The 17,917-nt window shown below is 67.1% G+C and carries 16 protein-coding genes; 10 read left to right on the top strand and 6 right to left on the bottom strand.

Annotated features, from left to right (window positions below):
- Positions 1 to 9: 9 nt before the first annotated feature.
- On the bottom strand, positions 10 to 1,773 hold the full coding sequence (locus tag QW863_RS15850) for an ABC transporter ATP-binding protein (RefSeq protein WP_315715692.1): 1,764 nt from the start codon (positions 1,771 to 1,773) through the stop codon (positions 10 to 12).
- Positions 1,774 to 2,064: 291 nt separating this feature from the next.
- Between QW863_RS15850 and QW863_RS15845 the strand changes: the two genes are divergently transcribed.
- Positions 2,065 to 3,135 (top strand): glycosyltransferase family 4 protein, encoded by a 1,071-nt coding sequence (locus QW863_RS15845; protein ID WP_315715691.1) that lies wholly within the window; start codon positions 2,065 to 2,067, stop codon positions 3,133 to 3,135.
- A gap of 46 nt (positions 3,136 to 3,181) precedes the next feature.
- Here QW863_RS15845 and QW863_RS15840 read toward each other — a convergent pair whose 3' ends face one another.
- The 5 genes from QW863_RS15840 to bioB all read right to left on the bottom strand — a co-directional run bounded on the left by QW863_RS15840 (position 3,182) and on the right by bioB (position 9,397).
- Complete coding sequence (locus QW863_RS15840) at positions 3,182 to 5,125, bottom strand: alkyl/aryl-sulfatase (RefSeq protein ID WP_315715690.1); 1,944 nt, start codon at positions 5,123 to 5,125, stop codon at positions 3,182 to 3,184.
- Between the two features lie 82 nt (positions 5,126 to 5,207).
- Positions 5,208 to 6,473 carry an adenosylmethionine--8-amino-7-oxononanoate transaminase gene (locus QW863_RS15835; RefSeq protein ID WP_315715688.1) on the bottom strand — a complete coding sequence of 422 codons (1,266 nt, stop codon included), beginning with the start codon at positions 6,471 to 6,473 and terminating at the stop codon, positions 5,208 to 5,210.
- Entirely contained in the window at positions 6,470 to 7,102 is a 633-nt protein-coding gene (gene bioD / locus QW863_RS15830; RefSeq protein ID WP_315715687.1) for a dethiobiotin synthase, read from the bottom strand. The genes QW863_RS15835 and bioD overlap by 4 nt, the downstream gene beginning before the upstream one ends.
- Complete coding sequence (locus QW863_RS15825) at positions 7,099 to 8,244, bottom strand: 8-amino-7-oxononanoate synthase (RefSeq protein ID WP_315715815.1); 1,146 nt, start codon at positions 8,242 to 8,244, stop codon at positions 7,099 to 7,101. The genes bioD and QW863_RS15825 overlap by 4 nt, the downstream gene beginning before the upstream one ends.
- Positions 8,245 to 8,344: 100 nt before the next feature.
- The gene (bioB, locus tag QW863_RS15820) at positions 8,345 to 9,397 is read right to left on the bottom strand and encodes a biotin synthase BioB (RefSeq protein WP_409977927.1); all 1,053 of its coding nucleotides are present in this window, start codon (positions 9,395 to 9,397) and stop codon (positions 8,345 to 8,347) included.
- Positions 9,398 to 9,517: 120 nt separating this feature from the next.
- Between bioB and QW863_RS15815 the strand changes: the two genes are divergently transcribed.
- The 9 genes from QW863_RS15815 (at position 9,518) to soxA (ending at position 17,817) form a co-directional block, all read left to right on the top strand.
- On the top strand, positions 9,518 to 10,150 hold the full coding sequence (locus tag QW863_RS15815) for a GntR family transcriptional regulator (protein WP_315715813.1): 633 nt from the start codon (positions 9,518 to 9,520) through the stop codon (positions 10,148 to 10,150).
- Between the two features lie 130 nt (positions 10,151 to 10,280).
- Positions 10,281 to 11,681, top strand: a complete 1,401-nt coding sequence (locus QW863_RS15810) for an MFS transporter (protein WP_315715686.1) — start codon at positions 10,281 to 10,283, stop codon at positions 11,679 to 11,681.
- 137 nt (positions 11,682 to 11,818) lie between these two features.
- A complete protein-coding gene (locus QW863_RS15805; protein ID WP_315715685.1) occupies positions 11,819 to 12,268 on the top strand; it encodes a (2Fe-2S)-binding protein in 450 nt (149 codons plus the stop codon).
- Between the two features lie 10 nt (positions 12,269 to 12,278).
- Positions 12,279 to 14,462: a xanthine dehydrogenase family protein molybdopterin-binding subunit gene (locus tag QW863_RS15800; protein WP_315715684.1), complete on the top strand. Its 2,184-nt coding sequence runs from the start codon at positions 12,279 to 12,281 to the stop codon at positions 14,460 to 14,462.
- Between the two features lie 56 nt (positions 14,463 to 14,518).
- Complete coding sequence (locus QW863_RS15795; protein WP_315715812.1) at positions 14,519 to 15,796, top strand: NAD(P)/FAD-dependent oxidoreductase; 1,278 nt, start codon at positions 14,519 to 14,521, stop codon at positions 15,794 to 15,796.
- Positions 15,783 to 16,226 (top strand): sulfur oxidation c-type cytochrome SoxX, encoded by a 444-nt coding sequence (gene soxX / locus QW863_RS15790; protein ID WP_315715683.1) that lies wholly within the window; start codon positions 15,783 to 15,785, stop codon positions 16,224 to 16,226. The genes QW863_RS15795 and soxX overlap by 14 nt, the downstream gene beginning before the upstream one ends.
- Positions 16,227 to 16,232: 6 nt before the next feature.
- Positions 16,233 to 16,721: a SoxY-related AACIE arm protein gene (locus tag QW863_RS15785; protein WP_315715682.1), complete on the top strand. Its 489-nt coding sequence runs from the start codon at positions 16,233 to 16,235 to the stop codon at positions 16,719 to 16,721.
- The gene (gene soxZ / locus QW863_RS15780) at positions 16,721 to 17,041 is read left to right on the top strand and encodes a thiosulfate oxidation carrier complex protein SoxZ (RefSeq protein ID WP_315715681.1); all 321 of its coding nucleotides are present in this window, start codon (positions 16,721 to 16,723) and stop codon (positions 17,039 to 17,041) included. The genes QW863_RS15785 and soxZ overlap by 1 nt, the downstream gene beginning before the upstream one ends.
- Positions 17,041 to 17,817, top strand: coding sequence for a sulfur oxidation c-type cytochrome SoxA (soxA, locus tag QW863_RS15775; RefSeq protein ID WP_409977928.1), 777 nt, complete (start codon positions 17,041 to 17,043; stop codon positions 17,815 to 17,817). Before soxZ ends, soxA begins: the two co-directional genes overlap by 1 nt.
- The last annotated feature ends 100 nt before the right edge of the window (positions 17,818 to 17,917 follow it).

Below are 17,917 nucleotides of genomic sequence, written 5' to 3'. Positions count from 1 at the left end.
ACGCTACGATCAGGCGGCGAACTTGGCGAGCCGGTTCATCTCCTGGGTGACGAGCTCACGATACGGGCCCTCGTCCTGCATCAGCCGGTCAGGCGCGCCGTCCTCGATGATCCTGCCCGATTTCAGCACCACCACGCGGTCAAAATTCCGCAAGGTCGCAAGGCGATGCGCGATCGCAATGACGGTGCGGCCGCGCATCAGACGACTCAACGCCTCACGGATGGCCTCCTCGGACTCGCTGTCGAGCGCGGCGGTGGCCTCGTCGAGCAGAAGGATCGGCGCATCCTTGAGGAAGGCGCGCGCGATCGCGATGCGCTGGCGCTGCCCGCCCGATAGCTTGACGCCGCGATCCCCAACCATCGTCTGCAATCCTTCCGGCAGCGTCTCGACGAAGTCGCAGCGCGCCGCGATCGCCGCCCGCAACACCTCGTCGTCGGTCGCACTCGGACGTCCGTAGCGAATGTTCTCCAGAATGGAGCGATGAAACAGCGAGATGTCCTGCGGAACCACCGAGATCGCCTCGCGTAGGCTCTGCTGGGTGACCTTGGCGATGTCCTGGCCGTCGATCCTGATGTGCCCGGCTTGCGGATCATAGAACCGTTGCAGCAGCGTGAACAGGCTCGACTTGCCGCCGCCAGACTGTCCAACCAGGCCCACGCGCTGGCCCGGCTGCAGGCGCAGCGTGAAATTCTCGAACAGCTTGTGACCACCAGGATAGTGGAAGGTGATGTTGTCGAAGGCGATGGCCGCACCGCTCTTGACCAGCGGCTCGGCCTGCGGGTCATCGCGCAGCTCGTGCGGCTGCAACAGGGTCGCGATCGCCTCGCTCATGCGCGCCACGTGCTGGGTGACATCGACCAGCGCCACCGCCAGATCCCGCGTCGCGTTGAGAATGCAGAGGCCGAGCGTGCAGACCAGCACGACGTCGCCGGTCGTCGCCCCGCCCCGCTGCCACAGCGAGATCGCCCACGCCATGAGCGCGATCGTCAGCACGATCGTCACCGTCGCGTGCAGAATGCGCAGCTTCTCGAGATAGCGGAGACTGCGCCCGCGTGCCTCCAGCTCCCTGTCGACCGTCGCGTCGAACCGGTCGTGCTCGTGGCGCAGGCCGCAGAACGCGCGCACCAGCGGCATGTTCGAGATCACGTCGACCATCTCGCCGTCGACCATGGCCGCCTTGTCCGCGAAATCGTCATGCAGCGGCTTGCCGGCGGCCGCCAGACGGAACACCGCCGCCACCATCATCGCCGCGATCAGCAGCAGCCCGATGGCCATCGGGCCGCTCACGGTTCCGATCAGGCAGATCGCCGCGACGGTGGCGAGGCATGGCGGCAAGACGTTCCAGACGAACATGTTCTCCACGGTGAACACGGCGTTCGACGTCGCCGTGATGCGGCTCGACAGCATGCCCGGCAAACGGTCGCCGAAATAGCTCGGCGAATGCCCGGTGAGATGACGGAAGATGTCGCGCCGGAGATCTCCGGTGACACGGACGAAGGTGAAGCTCGCGATCCAGCTGGCGACGCGCCAAAGAATGTTGTCGGTCGCGATCAGCGCCATCAGCAGCCCGAACGCGGCCCAGACGTTGCCGCCGCCCGCAGGCCCTGCCGAGAGGCTGTCGACGAGGGATTTCACGCCATATTGCGTGCCTACCGAACAGGCAACTGCACCGACGACGGCCATCAGAATCACGAGGTGGGCGGCGGGGCGTTTGCGCAGATAGCGCATCACGAAGGGAAAGGGTCGGTGCGCGTAGCCTGAAAGCTGATCCATGGTGTTCCCGTTGATGAGCGAGGTCGTGGCGACACCTGATGCGGCCAGATGAACGACGAACGGTTTCCCGGGTTCCGTGCGCCTTCGCGGCGCATCCCTGCCCTCCGACGATGACGCGGCAGCAGCGTTGGAAAGCGGGGATGGCATCAATGAGACGGCACGGAACACGTTGTGTCGAAGAAAGAGTGATCGCGTGAGGGGAACTTCGCACATGCGACAACGTTCCCGCTGTGGCAGTGCCGGTGCCATTGGGGATTCATCCATGATCGGTCACGAACAGGAGACGATGAGATGCGCATTGCGCAAATAGCTCCATTGACGGAGGCCGTGCCTCCGAAGCTCTACGGCGGCACTGAGCGGGTCGTCCATTGGTTGACCGAAGAGCTCGTTGCCCTCGGACACGACGTCACCCTGTTCGCCAGCGGAGATTCCCAGACCTCGGCGAAGCTCTCTCCGACATGGCCGAAAGCTCTGCGCCTCGACGGCTCGGTGAGGGATCCGAACGCGCTGCACATGGTGATGCTCGAAAACGTGCGGCAGCAATGCGACGACGAACAGTTCGATATTCTGCACTTCCACCTCGACTACTACCCGTTCTCCCTGTTCCACCGGCAACCCACACCGTTCCTGACCACCTTGCACGGCAGACTCGATCTTCCGGAGCACCAGCCGGTGTTCTCGGTCTTCAAGGATGTTCCCGTCGTTTCGATCTCGGACTCGCAGCGCCGGCCGGTTCCGAATGCGAACTGGGTGCGCACCGTGCTGCATGGACTGCCCGCAACGCTCCTGGTGCCCAGGCCGGTGACGCCGAGCTATCTCGCCGTGCTCGGACGCATCGCCCCGGAAAAGGGTGTCGACCGTGCCATCAAGATCGCGATGCGCTGCGGGATTCCGCTGAAGATCGCGGCCAAGATCGATCGCGCCGACCAAGACTATTATGAGCAGACGATCCGTCCCTTGATTCACGGCAATCCGCTCGTCGAGTTCATCGGCGAGATCAGCGATCACGAGAAGCCAGAGTTCCTGTCCGGCGCGCTCGGCCTGCTGTTGCCGATCGATTGGCCGGAGCCGTTCGGCCTGGTGATGATCGAATCGATGGCCTGCGGCACGCCGGTGATCGCCTACAACCGCGGCTCGGTTCCCGAAGTGATCGACGACGGTGTGACCGGCTTCATCGTCGAGGACGAGCTCAGCGCGGTAGCGGCCGTCAGTCGCCTGCCCGAGCTGAGCCGCGCCCGCGTGCGCGCGCAGTTCGAGCGACGCTTCACCGCGCGCCGGATGGCGCTCGACTATCTCGCGGCCTATCGCCGCCTGATCGACATCGCTGCGCCGCGCATCCGGCTGGTCAGCAGCGCCGAGTAGCATGAGGAGGCCGGGCAAGTTCGGCGAGCCCGGCCTCCGCCTCATCTCAGGTGACGGCAGCCCGCTTCGGCTCGACGATCTCGAACATGCGCGGGAACTCGTCCATCAGCGACATCAGCTCGGCCAGCCGCATCGGATTGCCCGCGAAGCTGATCTTCCCGGCCGCGACCGCTTCCGGAAAGCTCGTGGCCTTGGCAATGACCGCATCGAGCGTCGAACGCGCCAGCGTGAACCCCGCATCGGCGGTCGACGCCTGCACGCCGACCGCATAGGTCAGCGCACAATTCTGCAAGGTGAGCACGAAGCGCTCGCCGGTGTCGGTGAACGTCCAGTTCAGCACGATATGCTTGCCTTCCGCCTTGGGCCCGTTCAGCCTGACCCCGAGCACGTCCCATAGCTGCTCGGTGCGCAGCGCCGCCAGCGTCTCGCGCGGCAGGCCGGGCCGGGCCGGAACCTCCGGCATACCCTGGCGCAGCTCTTGCGCGCCGAACAGATAGGCATTGCGCCAGGTCGCGCTCTCGGCGGCATAGCCGAGCTGCTCCAGCGTGTCGGCCAGCAGCGCGCGCGCCTCGGCATTGTCTGGCTCGGCGAAGACGAGATGACCCACGACCTGCGCGACGAAGCGGTATTCGCCGTTGGCAAAGTCCGCGCGCGCCCGCGCCAGCAGCGCCTCTGTCCCGCCCATATAGGCGACGTATTTCCGGCCGGCCTCGACCGGCGGCAGCGGATCGAGATTGACGGGATTGGCATCATACCAGCCGAGATATTTCTGGTAGATCGCCTTCACGTTGTGGCGGATGTGGCCGTAATAGCCGCGCGCATGCCATGCCCCTTCGAGGCTCCGGGGCAGCCTGATCTGCTCGGCGATCTCACTTGCGGTCAGGCCATGATTCATCAGCCGCACGGTCTGGTCGTGGGCAAATTTGTAGAGATCGCGCTGTTCGCGGATCATGCCGTCGACACGGCTCGCGCCCCATATCGGCCAATGATGCTGGCCGCACATCACCTCCGCCTTGCCGCCCCACAGTTGCAGCGCCTCGCTGAGATATTTCGACCACGCCAGCGCGTCGCGCACGTCGGCGCCGCGAAACGGCAGCAGGTTGTGGAAGTTGTGCGTGCAGTTCTCGGCGAGGTTCAACAGGCGATAGCGCGGCACGAAGAAATGCATCTCCGCCGGCGCCTCGCTGTTCGGCGCCATCTGGAATTCGAAGGTGAGACCGTCGATGACCCGGGTGTCCCCGGTCGCCATGATCAGGTCGGTCGGCCGCAGCAGCGCAACGGCTCCCGCCGCCATGGTCTTGCCGAGCCCACAATCGACATGGCCCTTCGGCCCCTTCGCGAGCAGCGGCCCGAACTGATATTGCGCCCGGCGCAGCATCGCAGGGCCGGCGATGATGTTCTCGGAGACCGCATGCTCGATGAACAGGTTCGGCGCGATCAGCGGCACGCGGCCGCTGGCCATCGCGTCGTCGTCGACCACGCCGCGCGCGCCGCCCCAATGATCGGTGTGGGTATGCGTGAACATCACCGCCGTGACCGGCCTGACGCCGCGGTGCTGGTAGTACAGCTCCAATGCGGCCTGCGCGCCCTCGATCGAGGTCAGCGTGTCGACCACGATCACGCCGGTGTCCCCCTCGATCAGCGTCATGTTGGCGATGTCGAGCCCACGCACCTGGTAGACGCCGGGCACGACCTCGAACAGGCCGTGATGCATGTTGAGCTTCGCCTGCCGCCACAGGCTGGGATTGACGGTCGGCGGCGCCTGCTCCGCGTCAAGGAAGTGGTAAGGCGCGAGGCTCCAGACGGTGCGCCCCTGCGCCGTCGTCACCTTGGCCTGATCGATCGTGCCGAGAAAGCCGCGGGCGGCATCATCGAAATCGGCGGTGTCGCCGAACGGCAGCGCCTCCAGCACGGCCTGCTGCGCTGCGCTCACGGCCGCGCTGGCCTCCTTCGGATCCTTGGTGCCATCTCCGCTGACCGGCGCGCTCATGACTGTTTCCTCCGCAACGACGTTGGCACGATGCTAGTGCGCGGGATCGCGGAGCGCAAATCGCGGGCCGCAGAACAGCCCCTCAGAGCACGTGATCGACGGCCTCGTCGATGGCGGCATAGACCGTCTCGACATCCCCGGCGGTGACGCAGTAAGGCGGCATGACGTAGATGGTGTGGCCAAGCGGACGCAGCAGGACGTCGCTGTCGCGGAAGAAGGCCTGCAGCTTCGGGCCGACCTCGGCGAGGTAGCCCGGCTCGTCGGCATGGAGATCGAGCGCGGTGATGGTACCGCAGCGCCGCAGGTCGGAAAATCGCTCGTCGTAACGCAGGCGGTCGAGGCAGCGCTCCTGCGCGGCCGCGACGGCGGCGACCCGGGCCCGCGTCTGCGGCTGCCGCCACAGCTCGAGATTGGCGCTCGCTGCCGCGCAGGCGATGGGATTGGCGGTGTAGGAACTGGAGTGAAAGAACGTGCAGGCGCGGTCGGTCGAATAGTGCGCCTCGTAGATAGCGGGACTGCACAGCGTGACCGCAAGCGGCATCGCGCCTCCAGTCAGTCCTTTGGCGTAGCAGGCGATATCGGGGGCGATGTCCGCCTGCTCGCAGGCGAACAACGTGCCGGTGCGGCCCCAGCCGGTCATCACCTCGTCGGCGATGAACAGCACGCCGAACGCCTTGCAGATCCGGTGCATCTCGCGCAGCACCTCGGCCGGATACATCAGCATGCCGCCAGCGCCGAGCACCAGGGGCTCGACGATGAAGGCGGCCGGCCGGTCCTTCTCGCAAATTGTAGCGAGCGCATCCAGAGTCGCCTGTTCCCGGCCCTGCACTGGAAACGGGACGACGGCGACGTCGAACAGCAGCGGCTCATAGGCCGCATTGAACACGCCGCGCGCGCCGACCGACATCGCGCCGATGGTGTCGCCGTGATAGGAATGCTGCATCACCGCGATGCGCGAGCGCGGCTCGCCGATGTTCTTGAAGTAGCCGAGCGCCATCTTCAGCGCGACCTCCACGCTGGTGGCGCCGCTGTCAGAGAAGAACACGTGCGTGAGGCTCGGCGGCACCAGCGCGAGCAGCCCGGCGGCCACCTGCTCGGCCGGCTCGTGGCTATGTCCGGCGAAGATGACCTGATCCAGCCGCTCGGCCTGGTCCTGGATCGCGCGCACGATATGCGGATGGCAATGGCCGTGCGTGACCACCCACCACGACGCGATCGCGTCGATGATCCGCCTGCCGTCGGCGGTGAAGAGATAGGCGCCCTCGCCGCGCGCGACCGCCGTCATCTCGGGCTGGAGCGCATGCTGCGTGAAGGGATGCCAGATCGGCGAGGTTGCCTTGCGCATCATGGTTCGAAATCCGTGCGCTGGAATTGGGTGGCGAACACGTGCTGCAGCGATCGCGCCGTCAGCGGCGTGACCCAGGGCAACCGGCCAAGGCGCCTCACCTCGCCGAGCCGGCAGATCGTATCTTCGTTGTCGTCGTGGCCGTCGCCGATGAAGGCGATGCCGAACACGTCGATGCCGCGACTGCGCAGCGCCGCCAGCGACAGCAGCGAGTGATTGATCGTGCCGAGACTGGTGCGCGCGCAGAGCACGACCGGGAGCTGCCATCGCGCGAAGACATCGAGATAGAGCGTTCCGGAATCGAGCGGCACCATGACGCCGCCGGCTCCCTCGATCACGACAGGGCGGCCGACGACCTGCGGAGGACGGAGGCGGAGCGGATCGATGCTGATGCCTGCGAGGCGCGCCGCGCGATCCGGCGAGGCCGGCTCGGCCAGCCGATAGGCTTCGGGCAGCACGCGGTCGTCGGCGAGCTCGGCGAGCCGCTGGACGCAGCAGGAGTCCGTCTCCTCGGCAAGGCCGGCCTGGACCGGCTTCCAATAGCAGGCCCCGAGCAGCGCCGTGAGGCCGGCGGCGAACACCGTCTTGCCGATCCCGGTGTCGGTCCCGGTGACCACGATGCGCAGCGTCATGGCCGCGGCCTTCCGATCTCATCGGCGAGCGCGTCGAGCAGCGCCGCGATGGCCGGCTCGTCGATGTTCAAGGTCAGCGACAGCCTGAGCCGCGCCGTGCCCGGCGGCACCGTCGGCGGGCGGATGCCGCGGACGTCGAAGCCCCGCGCCTGCAGCGCGGCAGCCAGGTTCATCGCGCGCGCATTGTCGCCGACGACGCAGGGAATGATCTGCGACGGCGACCAGCTTTCACCGAAGCGCGCGGCGATCGCGCCATGGGCGAAGGCAACGAGCTGCTCCAGCCTCCGCTGCCGCTCCGGCTCTTCCCGCAGGATCGCAAGCGCCTCCATCACCGCCACCGCCATCAGCGGCGACGGCGCCGTGCTGAAGACGAAGGGTCGGCAGCGATTGATCAGCGTGTCGCGCAGCACGCGGCTTGCGGTGACCAGCGCACCGGCTGCGCCCAATGCCTTGCCGCAGGTGTGAACGGTCACGACGCTCTCGCGTCCCTCGTAGGCTGCGGCCAGACCGCGGCCCTGCGCGCCGTGGACCCCGGTCGCATGGGCCTCGTCGATCAGCAGAAAGGCATCGTGGCGCTCGGCGATCGCGATCAAATCCGCCAGCGGCGCGAGATCGCCATCCATGCTGTAGAGGCTTTCGACGACGATCCAGGGCCGGCCCACCCCGCCGCCCCTGCGCCAGATCAGGATCGCGTCCTCGGCCGACTGGGCGTTGTTGTGGATGAACTGGCACGTCTCGGCACGGCCGGCGCGCGCGCCTTCATGGGTGCTGGCATGAACCAGCGCATCGAGCACCAGCAGGTCGTCGCGCTGCGGCAGCGTGGTGAGCACGGCGAAGTTCGCCATGTAGCCGGAGCCGAAGAACAGCGCGCTCTCGGCACCGAAGAAGCGCGCCGCGTCCGCCTCGAGCCGTTCGTGCTCCTCGCAATTGCCACGCAGCAGGCGCGAGCCGCCGGCGCCGACCGGCGTGCCGGCCTCCATGGCCGCGGCGACCGCGCGCTTCATCCGCGGAGCCTGTGCGAGACCGAGATAGTCGTTGGAGGAGAAATCGAGACCGGCCCGTGGACTGAGGCGCCGCAACCGGTCATCGGCCGCGAGTCTCTGCAGACCGTCGGAATAGATCGCCAATCTGTCGGGCGGCATGGGCATGGCTCCGCTCTCTTTCGGTCAGCCGCGGACGTGGACCGGCACGACAAGGCAGTTCCGTGGGCGCCGTCGCGCCGAGATCGCGCTGAGGGTTGAATCAGGCCGGGGACGAAGCCTCCGCGCCCTCGCCGGCGGCGATCGGCGCGCCCGGGCGCGCCGACAGCGACGATGTCATGCCGAGCCGCGCGAGCAGATCGGCGTCGCGGTCGCGTTGCGGATTGGCCGTGGTCAGCAGCACGTCGCCGATGAAGATGGAATTGGCGCCAGCGAGCAGGCACAGGGTCTGCAGCTCGTCGCTCATATATTGCCGGCCCGCGGACAGCCGCACCACGCTGGCCGGCATCATGATCCTGGACACCGCGATCAATCGCACGAGCGCAATCGGATCGGGCCGCGCGGCCGTAGCGTTGACCGGCACGCCCTTGACCTCGTTCCACATGTTGATCGGCACGCTGTCGGGATGCTCAGCGAGATTGGCCAGCAGCACCAGCATGCCGAGCCGATCATCGACCTCCTCGCCCATGCCGATGATGCCGCCGCAGCACACCTTGATGCCGGCCTGCCGCACATGCGCGAGCGTGTCGATGCGGTCCTGCAGCGTGCGCGTGGTGATGATGCGGTCGTAGAATTCGGGCGAGGTGTCGACATTGTGGTTGTAGAAGTCGAGCCCGGCCTCCCTCAGCCGCTGTGCCTGCGGCGGGGTCAGCATGCCCAGCGTGACGCAGGTCTCCATGCCCAGATCCTTCACTGCGCTGACCATGTCGCAGACCTGATCGAGGTCGCGGTCCTTCGGACTGCGCCAGGCGGCGGCCATGCAGAAGCGCTCGGCCCCGGCGGCCTTCGCGCGCCGCGCGGTGGCGACCACCTCGTCGCGGTCCATCAGCTTGGTCGCCTTGAGCCCGGTGTCGTAATGCGCGCTCTGCGAGCAGTAGCCGCAATCCTCCGGGCAGCCGCCGGTCTTGATGCTGAGCAGGCTCGCCGTCTCGACGCGGGTGGGATCGAACTGCCGGCGATGCGCCGACTGCGCCAGGAACATCAGGTCCGGAAATGACAGGCGATAGAGCGCCTCGGCCTCGTCTCTGGTCCAGTCATGACGGATGGCATTGCCAACCGCCATTCGATCAGGGCCCGCGCCGCTTTGATCCGCCATGCTCGCTCCACGCCAAATTATAGATTATCATAGACATTATCTATGATTTCTCTGTATTCGAGCACCGTATCGGACGAGAGCTTCCGCTGCATCGGTTTTTTCGATAGATAATCTATGACTATGCCGGACGAGAATCTCACCACCGCTCAGCGGATCGCCGAAGCGATCACCGATCGCATCGTCAGCGGTGCGCTGCCGCCCGACGCGCCGTTGCGGCAGGACCACGTCGCGCGCGAGTTCAACTCCAGCCACGTGCCGGTGCGCGAGGCATTTCGGCAGCTCGAGGCGCTCTATCTGGTGGTCGCGGCGCCGCGACGCGGCGTGCGGGTGGCGCCGCTGGATGCGAAGTCGACCAGGGAGATCGTCGAGATGCGCACAGCGCTCGAGGTGATCGCGCTGCGCAATGCCGCGCCGCGATATACGCCGGCGCATCTCGCCGCGATCGAGCTGGCGCTGATCGAGGCCGATAATGCCGAGACCATCCAGGAGTTCGAGACCGCAAACCGCGCCTTTCATCGCGCGCTGGTCGCGCCCTGCGCGATGCCGCGGCTGCTGGCGAGCCTCGACGGACTACGCCTCGCGAATTCGCGCCTCGTGCTGGCGATGGCCCGCAATGCCGGCTGGCGTCCGCGCACCAACCAGGATCACCGGCTGATCCTGCAGGCCCTGCGCGCCCGCCAGATCGGCCACGCCTGCGAGCTCCTGACGCGGCACAACCAGACGATCGAGCGGCTGGCAAGGCCGGGCGTGTAGCCGGCTTCAACCCGTTCCTTGCGACCGGGCGCATACCGCCATGCGCCCGCGACGGCTGGGGCGCTCGCCTGCTCCCGTGTACATGCTGATCCGGACGCGCCCCGCGAACCGAAGGTCTCCAAAGGTCTCCATGTCCAACCGCCACCACGCTTCGAGGCTCGCCGGCGACGGCACCGCCGACGGCCTACCGCCGGGCCAGCGTCCCTGGGCGATCGCGGCGATCTTCACCGCGCTGTCGATGGCCTCGCTCGACGTCGCCATCGCCAACATCGCGCTGCCGTCGATCTCGGCCGATCTCCACGTCTCCCCGGCCGAGGTGGTCTGGGTGGTCAACATCTACCAGATCGCGCTGGTGGCGACCTTGCTGCCGCTCGGCGCGCTCGGCGAGATCGTCGGCCATCAGCGCATCTATCTCGGCGGCCTCCTGCTGTTCACGCTGGCCTCGGTCGGCTGCGCGCTGGCGTGGTCGCTGCCGACCCTGGTCGTTGCCCGCGCGTTGCAGGGCCTCGGCGCCAGCGGCATCATGAGCGTCAACACCGCGCTGGTGCGCTACGTCTATCCTGGAAAAATGCTCGGCCGCGGCCTCGGCCACAATGCGCTCGTGGTCGGCATCTCCTTCACCTTCGGCCCGACCATTGCGTCCGCCATTCTCTCGCTCGGCTCCTGGCCTTGGCTGTTTGCGATCAACCTCCCCTTCGGCCTGATCGCCATCGCGATCGGCATGAAGATGCTGCCGCGCACGCCGCGCGCCGAGCATGGCTTCGACTTTCTCGGCGCCGGGCTCGCTGCGCTCTGCCTCGGCCTGTTCATCACCGGCATCGGCAGCGCCGCGCATGGCGCGACGCCGGCCATGGTGGTGGCAGAGCTTGTCGGCGCGCTCGTGCTCGGCGTCATCCTGACCCGCCGCCAGGCCGATCACCCGGCGCCGATGCTGCCGATCGATCTGTTCCGCCGCGGGGTTTTCGCGCTGTCGGCGGCGACCGCGGTTTGCTCCTTCTCGGTGCAGGGCCTCGGCTTCGTGTCGCTGCCGTTCTATTTCGAGGACATTCTCCAGCGTTCGCAGGTCGAGACCGGGTTCTTCATGACACCCTGGCCGCTCGCGGTCACGATCATGGCCCCGATCGCCGGGCGGCTGTCGGACCGTTTTCCCGCCGGCCTGCTCGGCGGCATCGGCCTGGTGATGCTCGGATCCGGCATGGCGCTGCTCGCCATGCTGCCCGAGAACCCGAGCATCGCCAACATCGTCTGGCGCATGCTGATCTGCGGCATCGGGTTCGGCTTCTTCCAGGCGCCGAACATGAAGGCCATCATGTCAAGCGCCCCGCCCCATCGCAGCGGCGGCGCCAGCGGCATCGTCGCCACGGCCCGGTTGACCGGTCAGACCACCGGCGCGGCGCTGGCCGCCTTGTGCTTCAGCCTTGCGGGGCACGACGGAGCCACCCTTGCCTTGGCCCTCGGCGCAGGTTTCGCCGCGCTGGGCAGCGTGATGAGCTTTCTGCGGCTTGCCGTAGCTCCGCCGCGCGGCCCATGAGCCGAAGCAACTACAACCCCGGCTCATCACAAATCTTCCCGCGCGGCAAACGCATATTCTTGATTTGAAGGATGCAAACGTTCGCGCCACATTGCCGCCCTCTGTTCAACTGGCGAGTTGAACGAAAGGGATCTGCGATGGCAAACCTCACGATCAACGGACAATCCTATACTCTGGACGTCGAGCCCGACACGCCGCTGCTGTGGGCGATCCGCGAGAATGCCGGACTGACCGGCACCAAATATGGCTGCGGCATTGCACAATGCGGCGCCTGCACCGTGCATCTCGACGGCGCGGCCGTGCGCTCCTGTGGCGTCACCGTCTCCGAGGCCCAGGGCAAGCAGATCACCACCATCGAGGGGCTCGCGAGCGACAACGGGCTGCACAAGGTGCAGCAGGCCTGGGTGGAGAACGACGTTCCGCAATGCGGCTACTGCCAGAGCGGCATGATCATGGCCGTCGCGGCACTGCTCAAGGACAATCCGAAGCCGAGCGATCAGGACATCAACGACGCCATCACCAACATCTGCCGCTGTGGAACCTTCGCGCAGGTGCGCGAGGCGATCCACGCCGCGGCCAACGCCTGAGGAGGACGGCATGAACCAGCATGTGACGCCGCGCCTCGACCGCCGGTCCTTCGTCATCGGCACCGCCGCACTCGGCGGCGGCCTCGCCCTCGGCCTCGATATCCCCTTCGGCGGCCCGCAGGTGGTGCGCGCAGCCGATGGCTCACCCGAGGTCAATGCATGGGTCGTCGTCCGGCCCGACGACACCGTGGTGATCCGCATCGCCCGCTCGGAAATGGGCCAGGGCTCGCTGACCGGGCTCGCCCAGCTCGTCGCGGAGGAGCTTGCCTGCGACTGGAGCAAGGTCACGACCGAATATCCGACGCCCGGCCAGAACGTCGCCCGCAAGCGCGTGTGGGGCGATTTCTCCACCGGCGGCAGCCGCGGCATCCGCTCGTCGCAGGACTACGTCCGCAAGGGCGGTGCCGCCGCGCGCATGATGCTGATCCAGGCGGCCGCCGACGAATGGAAGGTTCCGGCGGCCGAATGCACCGCCGCCAACAGCGTCATCACCCACAAGGCGTCGGGCCGCACGACGACCTACGGCAAGGTGGCGGAAGCCGCCGCGAAGCTGACGCCGCCTGCCGACGTCAAGCTGAAGGATCCGAAGGACTGGACCCTGATCGGCAAGGGCGTGAGACGGCTCGACACCGCCGACAAGGTCACCGGCGCGATGATCTACGGCGCCGACATGAAGCTGCCGAACATGCTCAACGCCGCGATCAAGGACTGTCCGGTCACCGGCGGCAAGCTGAAGAGCTATGACGAGGCCAAGATCGCCGGCATGAAGGGCGTCAAGAAGGTGGTCGCGATCGATGGCACCGCCGTGGCCGTGGTCGCCGACACCTGGTGGCACGCGAAGACGGCGCTCGATGCGCTGCCGATCGTGTGGGACGAAGGCGAGAACGCCAAGGTCTCCTCGGCCTCGATCGCCAAATGGCTCGCGGAAGGATTGGAGTCCGGCCCCGCCTTTGTCGGCAACGAGAACGGCGACGCCAAGGCGGCGCTGGCGAGCGCCGTCAGGAAGGTCGAGGCCGTCTACAACTATCCCTATCAGAACCACGCCACGATGGAGCCGATGAACGCCACGGCGCTCTACACGCCCGAGCGATGCGAGGTGTGGTGCGGCACGCAGAACGGCGAGGCGGCGTTCGCCGCGGTTCTGGAAGCCTCAGGGCTGCCCGCCGACAAATGCGAGGTGCACAAGCTGATCCTCGGCGGCGGCTTCGGCCGGCGCGGCCAGACCGACTATGTCCGCCAGGCGGTGAAGATCGCCAAGGAGATGCCGGGCACGCCGATCAAGCTGTTGTGGTCGCGCGAGGAGGACATGACCCATGGCCGCTATCACCCGATCACGCAGTGCAAGCTGACCGGCGGCTTCGACGCCGACAACAATCTGACGGCACTGCACATGCGCATCTCCGGCCAGTCGATCCTGTTCAGCCTGCGGCCCGACGCGCTGGTCAACGGCAAGGACCCCGCGACCTTCCAGGGGCTCGCACCATCGGGCGAAGCCACGATCGGCTACTCCGTGCCGAATTTGCTGATCGAACACGCGATGCGCAACCCGCACATCAATCCGGGCTTCTGGCGCGGCGTCAACGTGAACCAGAACGCGATCTATCTCGAATGCTTCATGGACGAGCTCGCCGATGCGGCCGGCCAGGATCCGCTGGACTTCCGCCGCAAGCTGATGGCCGATCATCCCAAGCATCTCGCGGTGCTCAACGCTGTCGCGGAGAAGATCGGCTGGGGCACGCCGGCGCCGGACGGCGTGTCCCGTGGCCTCGCTCAACTGCACGGCTATGGCAGCTACGTCGCGGGTGCTGCCGAGATCTCGGTGATCGACGGCAGAAAGATCAAGATCCACCGCATCGTCGCCTCGACCGATCCCGGCTACGTCGTCAACCCGGCGCAGGTGGAGCGGCAGATCGCCGGCTCGTTCGTCTACGGCCTCTCGGCGCTGTTCTACGGCGGCTGCACCGTGAAGGACGGACGGATCGTCGAGACCAACTTCGACAGCTACAACTCGATGCGCATCGCCGAGATGCCGAAGGTGGAAGCGATCATGATCCCGAGCGGCGGCTTCTGGGGCGGCGTCGGCGAGCCGACCATCGGCGTCGCCGCACCCGCCGTGCTGAATGCGTATTTTGCCGCCACCGGGAAGCGCATCCGCTCGTTGCCACTGCGCGACCAGAACATCACCTTCGCATGACCCGCGTGGCGGCGGCCGTTGGGACCAATGGCCGCCGCCGTGCTATTGCAATGATGATGACGATGTCCCGGCAGCGCACGCGCAGAGAGGTCGGCGGCCTGATCGCGGCGTCAGTTGCCATGATCGCCGCCCCTGCCGTGCTGCGCGCACAAGCGATGGCGCGCGTCGTCGTGATCGGCGGCGGCTTCGGCGGCGCCAGTTGCGCCCGCGCGCTGCGCCAAGCCGATGGCAAGCTCGACGTCACCCTGGTCGAGGCCAACACGACCTTCACGGCGTGTCCGCTCAGCAACGAGGTCATCGCTAGCCTGCGCGATATCAGTGCCCAGCAGTTCGGCTATGACAAGATCGCAGCCGAAGGCGTGAGCATTGTGCTGCGGGCGGCCACGGCGGTCGATGCGCCCGCCCACAAGGTCACGTTCGCCGACGGCAGCGCGCTGGCCTATGACCGCCTCGTGCTGGCGCCCGGCATCGACCTCGATTTCACGGCCCTGCAAGGCTACGACGAGGCCGCCTCCGCGGTCATGCCGCACGCCTACAAGGCCGGCGAGCAGACGCTGCTGCTGCGGACGCAGATCGAGGCGATGCCGGATGGCGGCACCGTCGCGATCGCCGTCCCGGCCAATCCGTCGCGCTGTCCGCCCGCGCCTTACGAACGCGCCAGCCTGATCGCGCATTATCTCAAGGCGCACAAGCCGAAGTCGAAGGTGCTGATCCTCGATGCCAAGGACAGCTTCTCGCAGCAGAAGCTGTTCGAGCAGGCGTGGCAGCAGCTCTACCCCGGCATGATCGAGCGCATTCCGCTGTCGCAGGGCGGCCGCGTCACCGGCGTCGAGATCGCCACGCGTACCGTCGTCACCGAGTTCGGCAATTACAATCCCGATGTGACCAACATCATCCCGCCGCAGAAGGCCGGCCGCATTGCCGCCCTCGCCGGCGCGGCCGACCGCACCGGCTGGTGCCCGATCGATGCCGCGACCTTCGCCTCGAAGCTCGTCCCCGACGTCCATGTCATCGGCGACGCCTGTCTCGGCGGCGGCATCCCGAAATCGGCCGGCGCCGCCCAGGCGCAGGGCAAGGCGTGCGCGGCCGTGATCGTGCGCGATCTGACGGGACGGCGGTCGGAGCCGCCGACGCTGACCGGCATCTGTTACAGCATCGTCGCGCCGGACGACGCGTTCTCGCTCGCCGGCATCTACCAGCCCAAGGGAGACATCTTCGCCGAGATCGAGGGCGGACGGGCCAGCCCGGTCGACGCATCGCGCGAGACGCGCGCGCGTGAGGCCGCCGCGGCGACGGCCTGGTTCAAGGCGCTGACCCACGATGCCTTCGGCTAGCCTTGTCATCGCCGCGCTCGTGGCCGCCCTGCCCGCCGCTGTCGCGGCGCAGACACTCGCGCCCGCTACGATCACCGGCGACGGCATCGCCTCGTCCCTCACCGGACGGCCCGGCGACGCCACCCGCGGCCGCGCACTCGTCGTCGCGCGCAGCTCGACCTGCATCCTCTGTCACTCCGGCCCGTTTCCGGAAGCGCACTTCCAGGGCGATCTCGCACCCAGCCTTGCCGGGGCCGGCAGCCGTTCGACGATCCCGCAGCTCCGCTTGCGGCTGGTCGATGCCTCCAGGCTCAATCCGGAAACGATCATGCCGTCCTATTATCGCATTGACGGGCTGACGCGCGTCGGTTCCGCCTGGCGCGGCAAGCCGATCCTGTCGGCAGAGCAGATCGAAGACATCGTCGCCTATCTCGCGACCTTGCGCGAGTGAGCCCATATGACCGGCATGTTCGAACCGTCCCACATGTCCCGCCGCCACCTGCTGCAACTGGCGGGAACGCTGACCGCCGCGGGCGCACTGCCGCTGATCACGGTCCGGCCTGCGCAGGCGACCCCGGCGATGCTGGCGTCCGCGATCCGCAACCTCGTCGGCGAGGCAAAGGTGAACGCCGGCAAGATCCGACTCGACATCCCGCCGCTGGTCGAGAACGGCAACACCGTGCCGATGACCGTCAGCGTCGATCACCCGATGACGCCTGACGATTTCGTCAAGAGCATCCACGTCTTCAACGAGAAGAACCCGCAGCCCAACGTCGCCAGCTTTCACCTGACAGCCAGCGCCGGCCGCGCCCAGGTCACGACGCGCATCCGGCTCGCCGACACCCAGAAGGTCGTGGCGATCGCAAAGCTCTCCGACGGCTCGTTCTGGTCGGCGAGCGTCGACGTCATCGTGACCTTGGCCGCCTGCACCGAGGAGATGCCGTGATGCCTGCCGCCCTCGTCAACGTTCCCGCCAAGGCCAAGCGCGGCGCCGTCATCGAGATCAAGACACTGATGAGCCACGTCATGGAGCCGGGCTATCGCCATACGGCCGCAGGCGAAGCCATCCCGCGCGACATCATCACCAGCTTCACCTGCCGCTTCAACGGCACCGAGATCTTTCGCGCCGACCTCTATCCGGCCATCGCCGCCAATCCGTTCCTGTCGTTCTTCACCACGGCTACCGAGAGCGGCCGCTTCGAGTTCGAATGGATCGGCGACAACGGGTTCGTCGCCACCACCGCCGCCGCGATCACGATCGAATGATGCGGTCTGCGTTTCTCACTGTCGTCACGGCAATCGTCGTGACCTTGCCCGTGCTTGCCGGCGAGATCGCAGAGTCCGAGCGCCGCTCCGGCTATGACTTCATGTCGTCGGACACCAGGGCGATGCAGGACGACGACACCGCCAATCCGGCGATGCTGTCGGTGCTCGACGGTGAGGCGCTGTGGACGACGAAGGCAGGCACGGCCAACAAGGCGTGCGGCGATTGTCATGGCCCGGTCGATGTCAGCATGAAGGGCGTCGCCGCGCGCTATCCCGCCTTCAATGCCACCAGCGGTGCGCCGGTCGATCTCGGCCAGCGCGTCAATCTCTGCCGCAAACAGCATCAGGAGGCAGCGCCGTTCGCAGCAGAGAGCCGCGAGCTGCTGGCACTGACGGCGCTGATCGCGAAGCAATCGCGCGGGATGCCGATCACCGCTGGCGACGATCCGCGGCTCAAGCCCTTCATCGCGCGCGGTCGCGAGCTGTTTTTTCAGCGGCAGGGCCAGCTCAATCTCGCCTGCACCAATTGTCACGATGACAATTGGAGCAAGCATCTCGCCGGCTCCGCGATCACGCAGGGACAGCCGACGGGCTATCCGATCTACCGGCTGGAATGGCAAGGCATGGGCTCGCTGCAGCGCCGCCTGCGCGGCTGCATGACCGGGGTGCGCGCCCAGGCCTACGATTTCGACGCCCCCGACATGATCGCGCTGGAGCTGTATCTGATGTCCCGGGCGCAAGGGATGCCGGTGGAGGCGCCGGCGGTGCGGCCGTGAGCGGGCAAGGTCTCGCGAGCTATCAGGCAAGTCGTTCGAGCTTGCAGAACGCCGCTTACGAACGAGCCGTGCCATGGGTTACGCGTCGTGGCCGGCCATG

It is taken from the genome of Bradyrhizobium sp. SZCCHNR1017, from assembly GCF_032381375.1.
In the GTDB taxonomy this organism is placed as follows: Bacteria; Pseudomonadota; Alphaproteobacteria; order Rhizobiales; family Xanthobacteraceae; genus Bradyrhizobium.
This window is presented reverse-complemented; position numbering and strand designations above follow the sequence as displayed.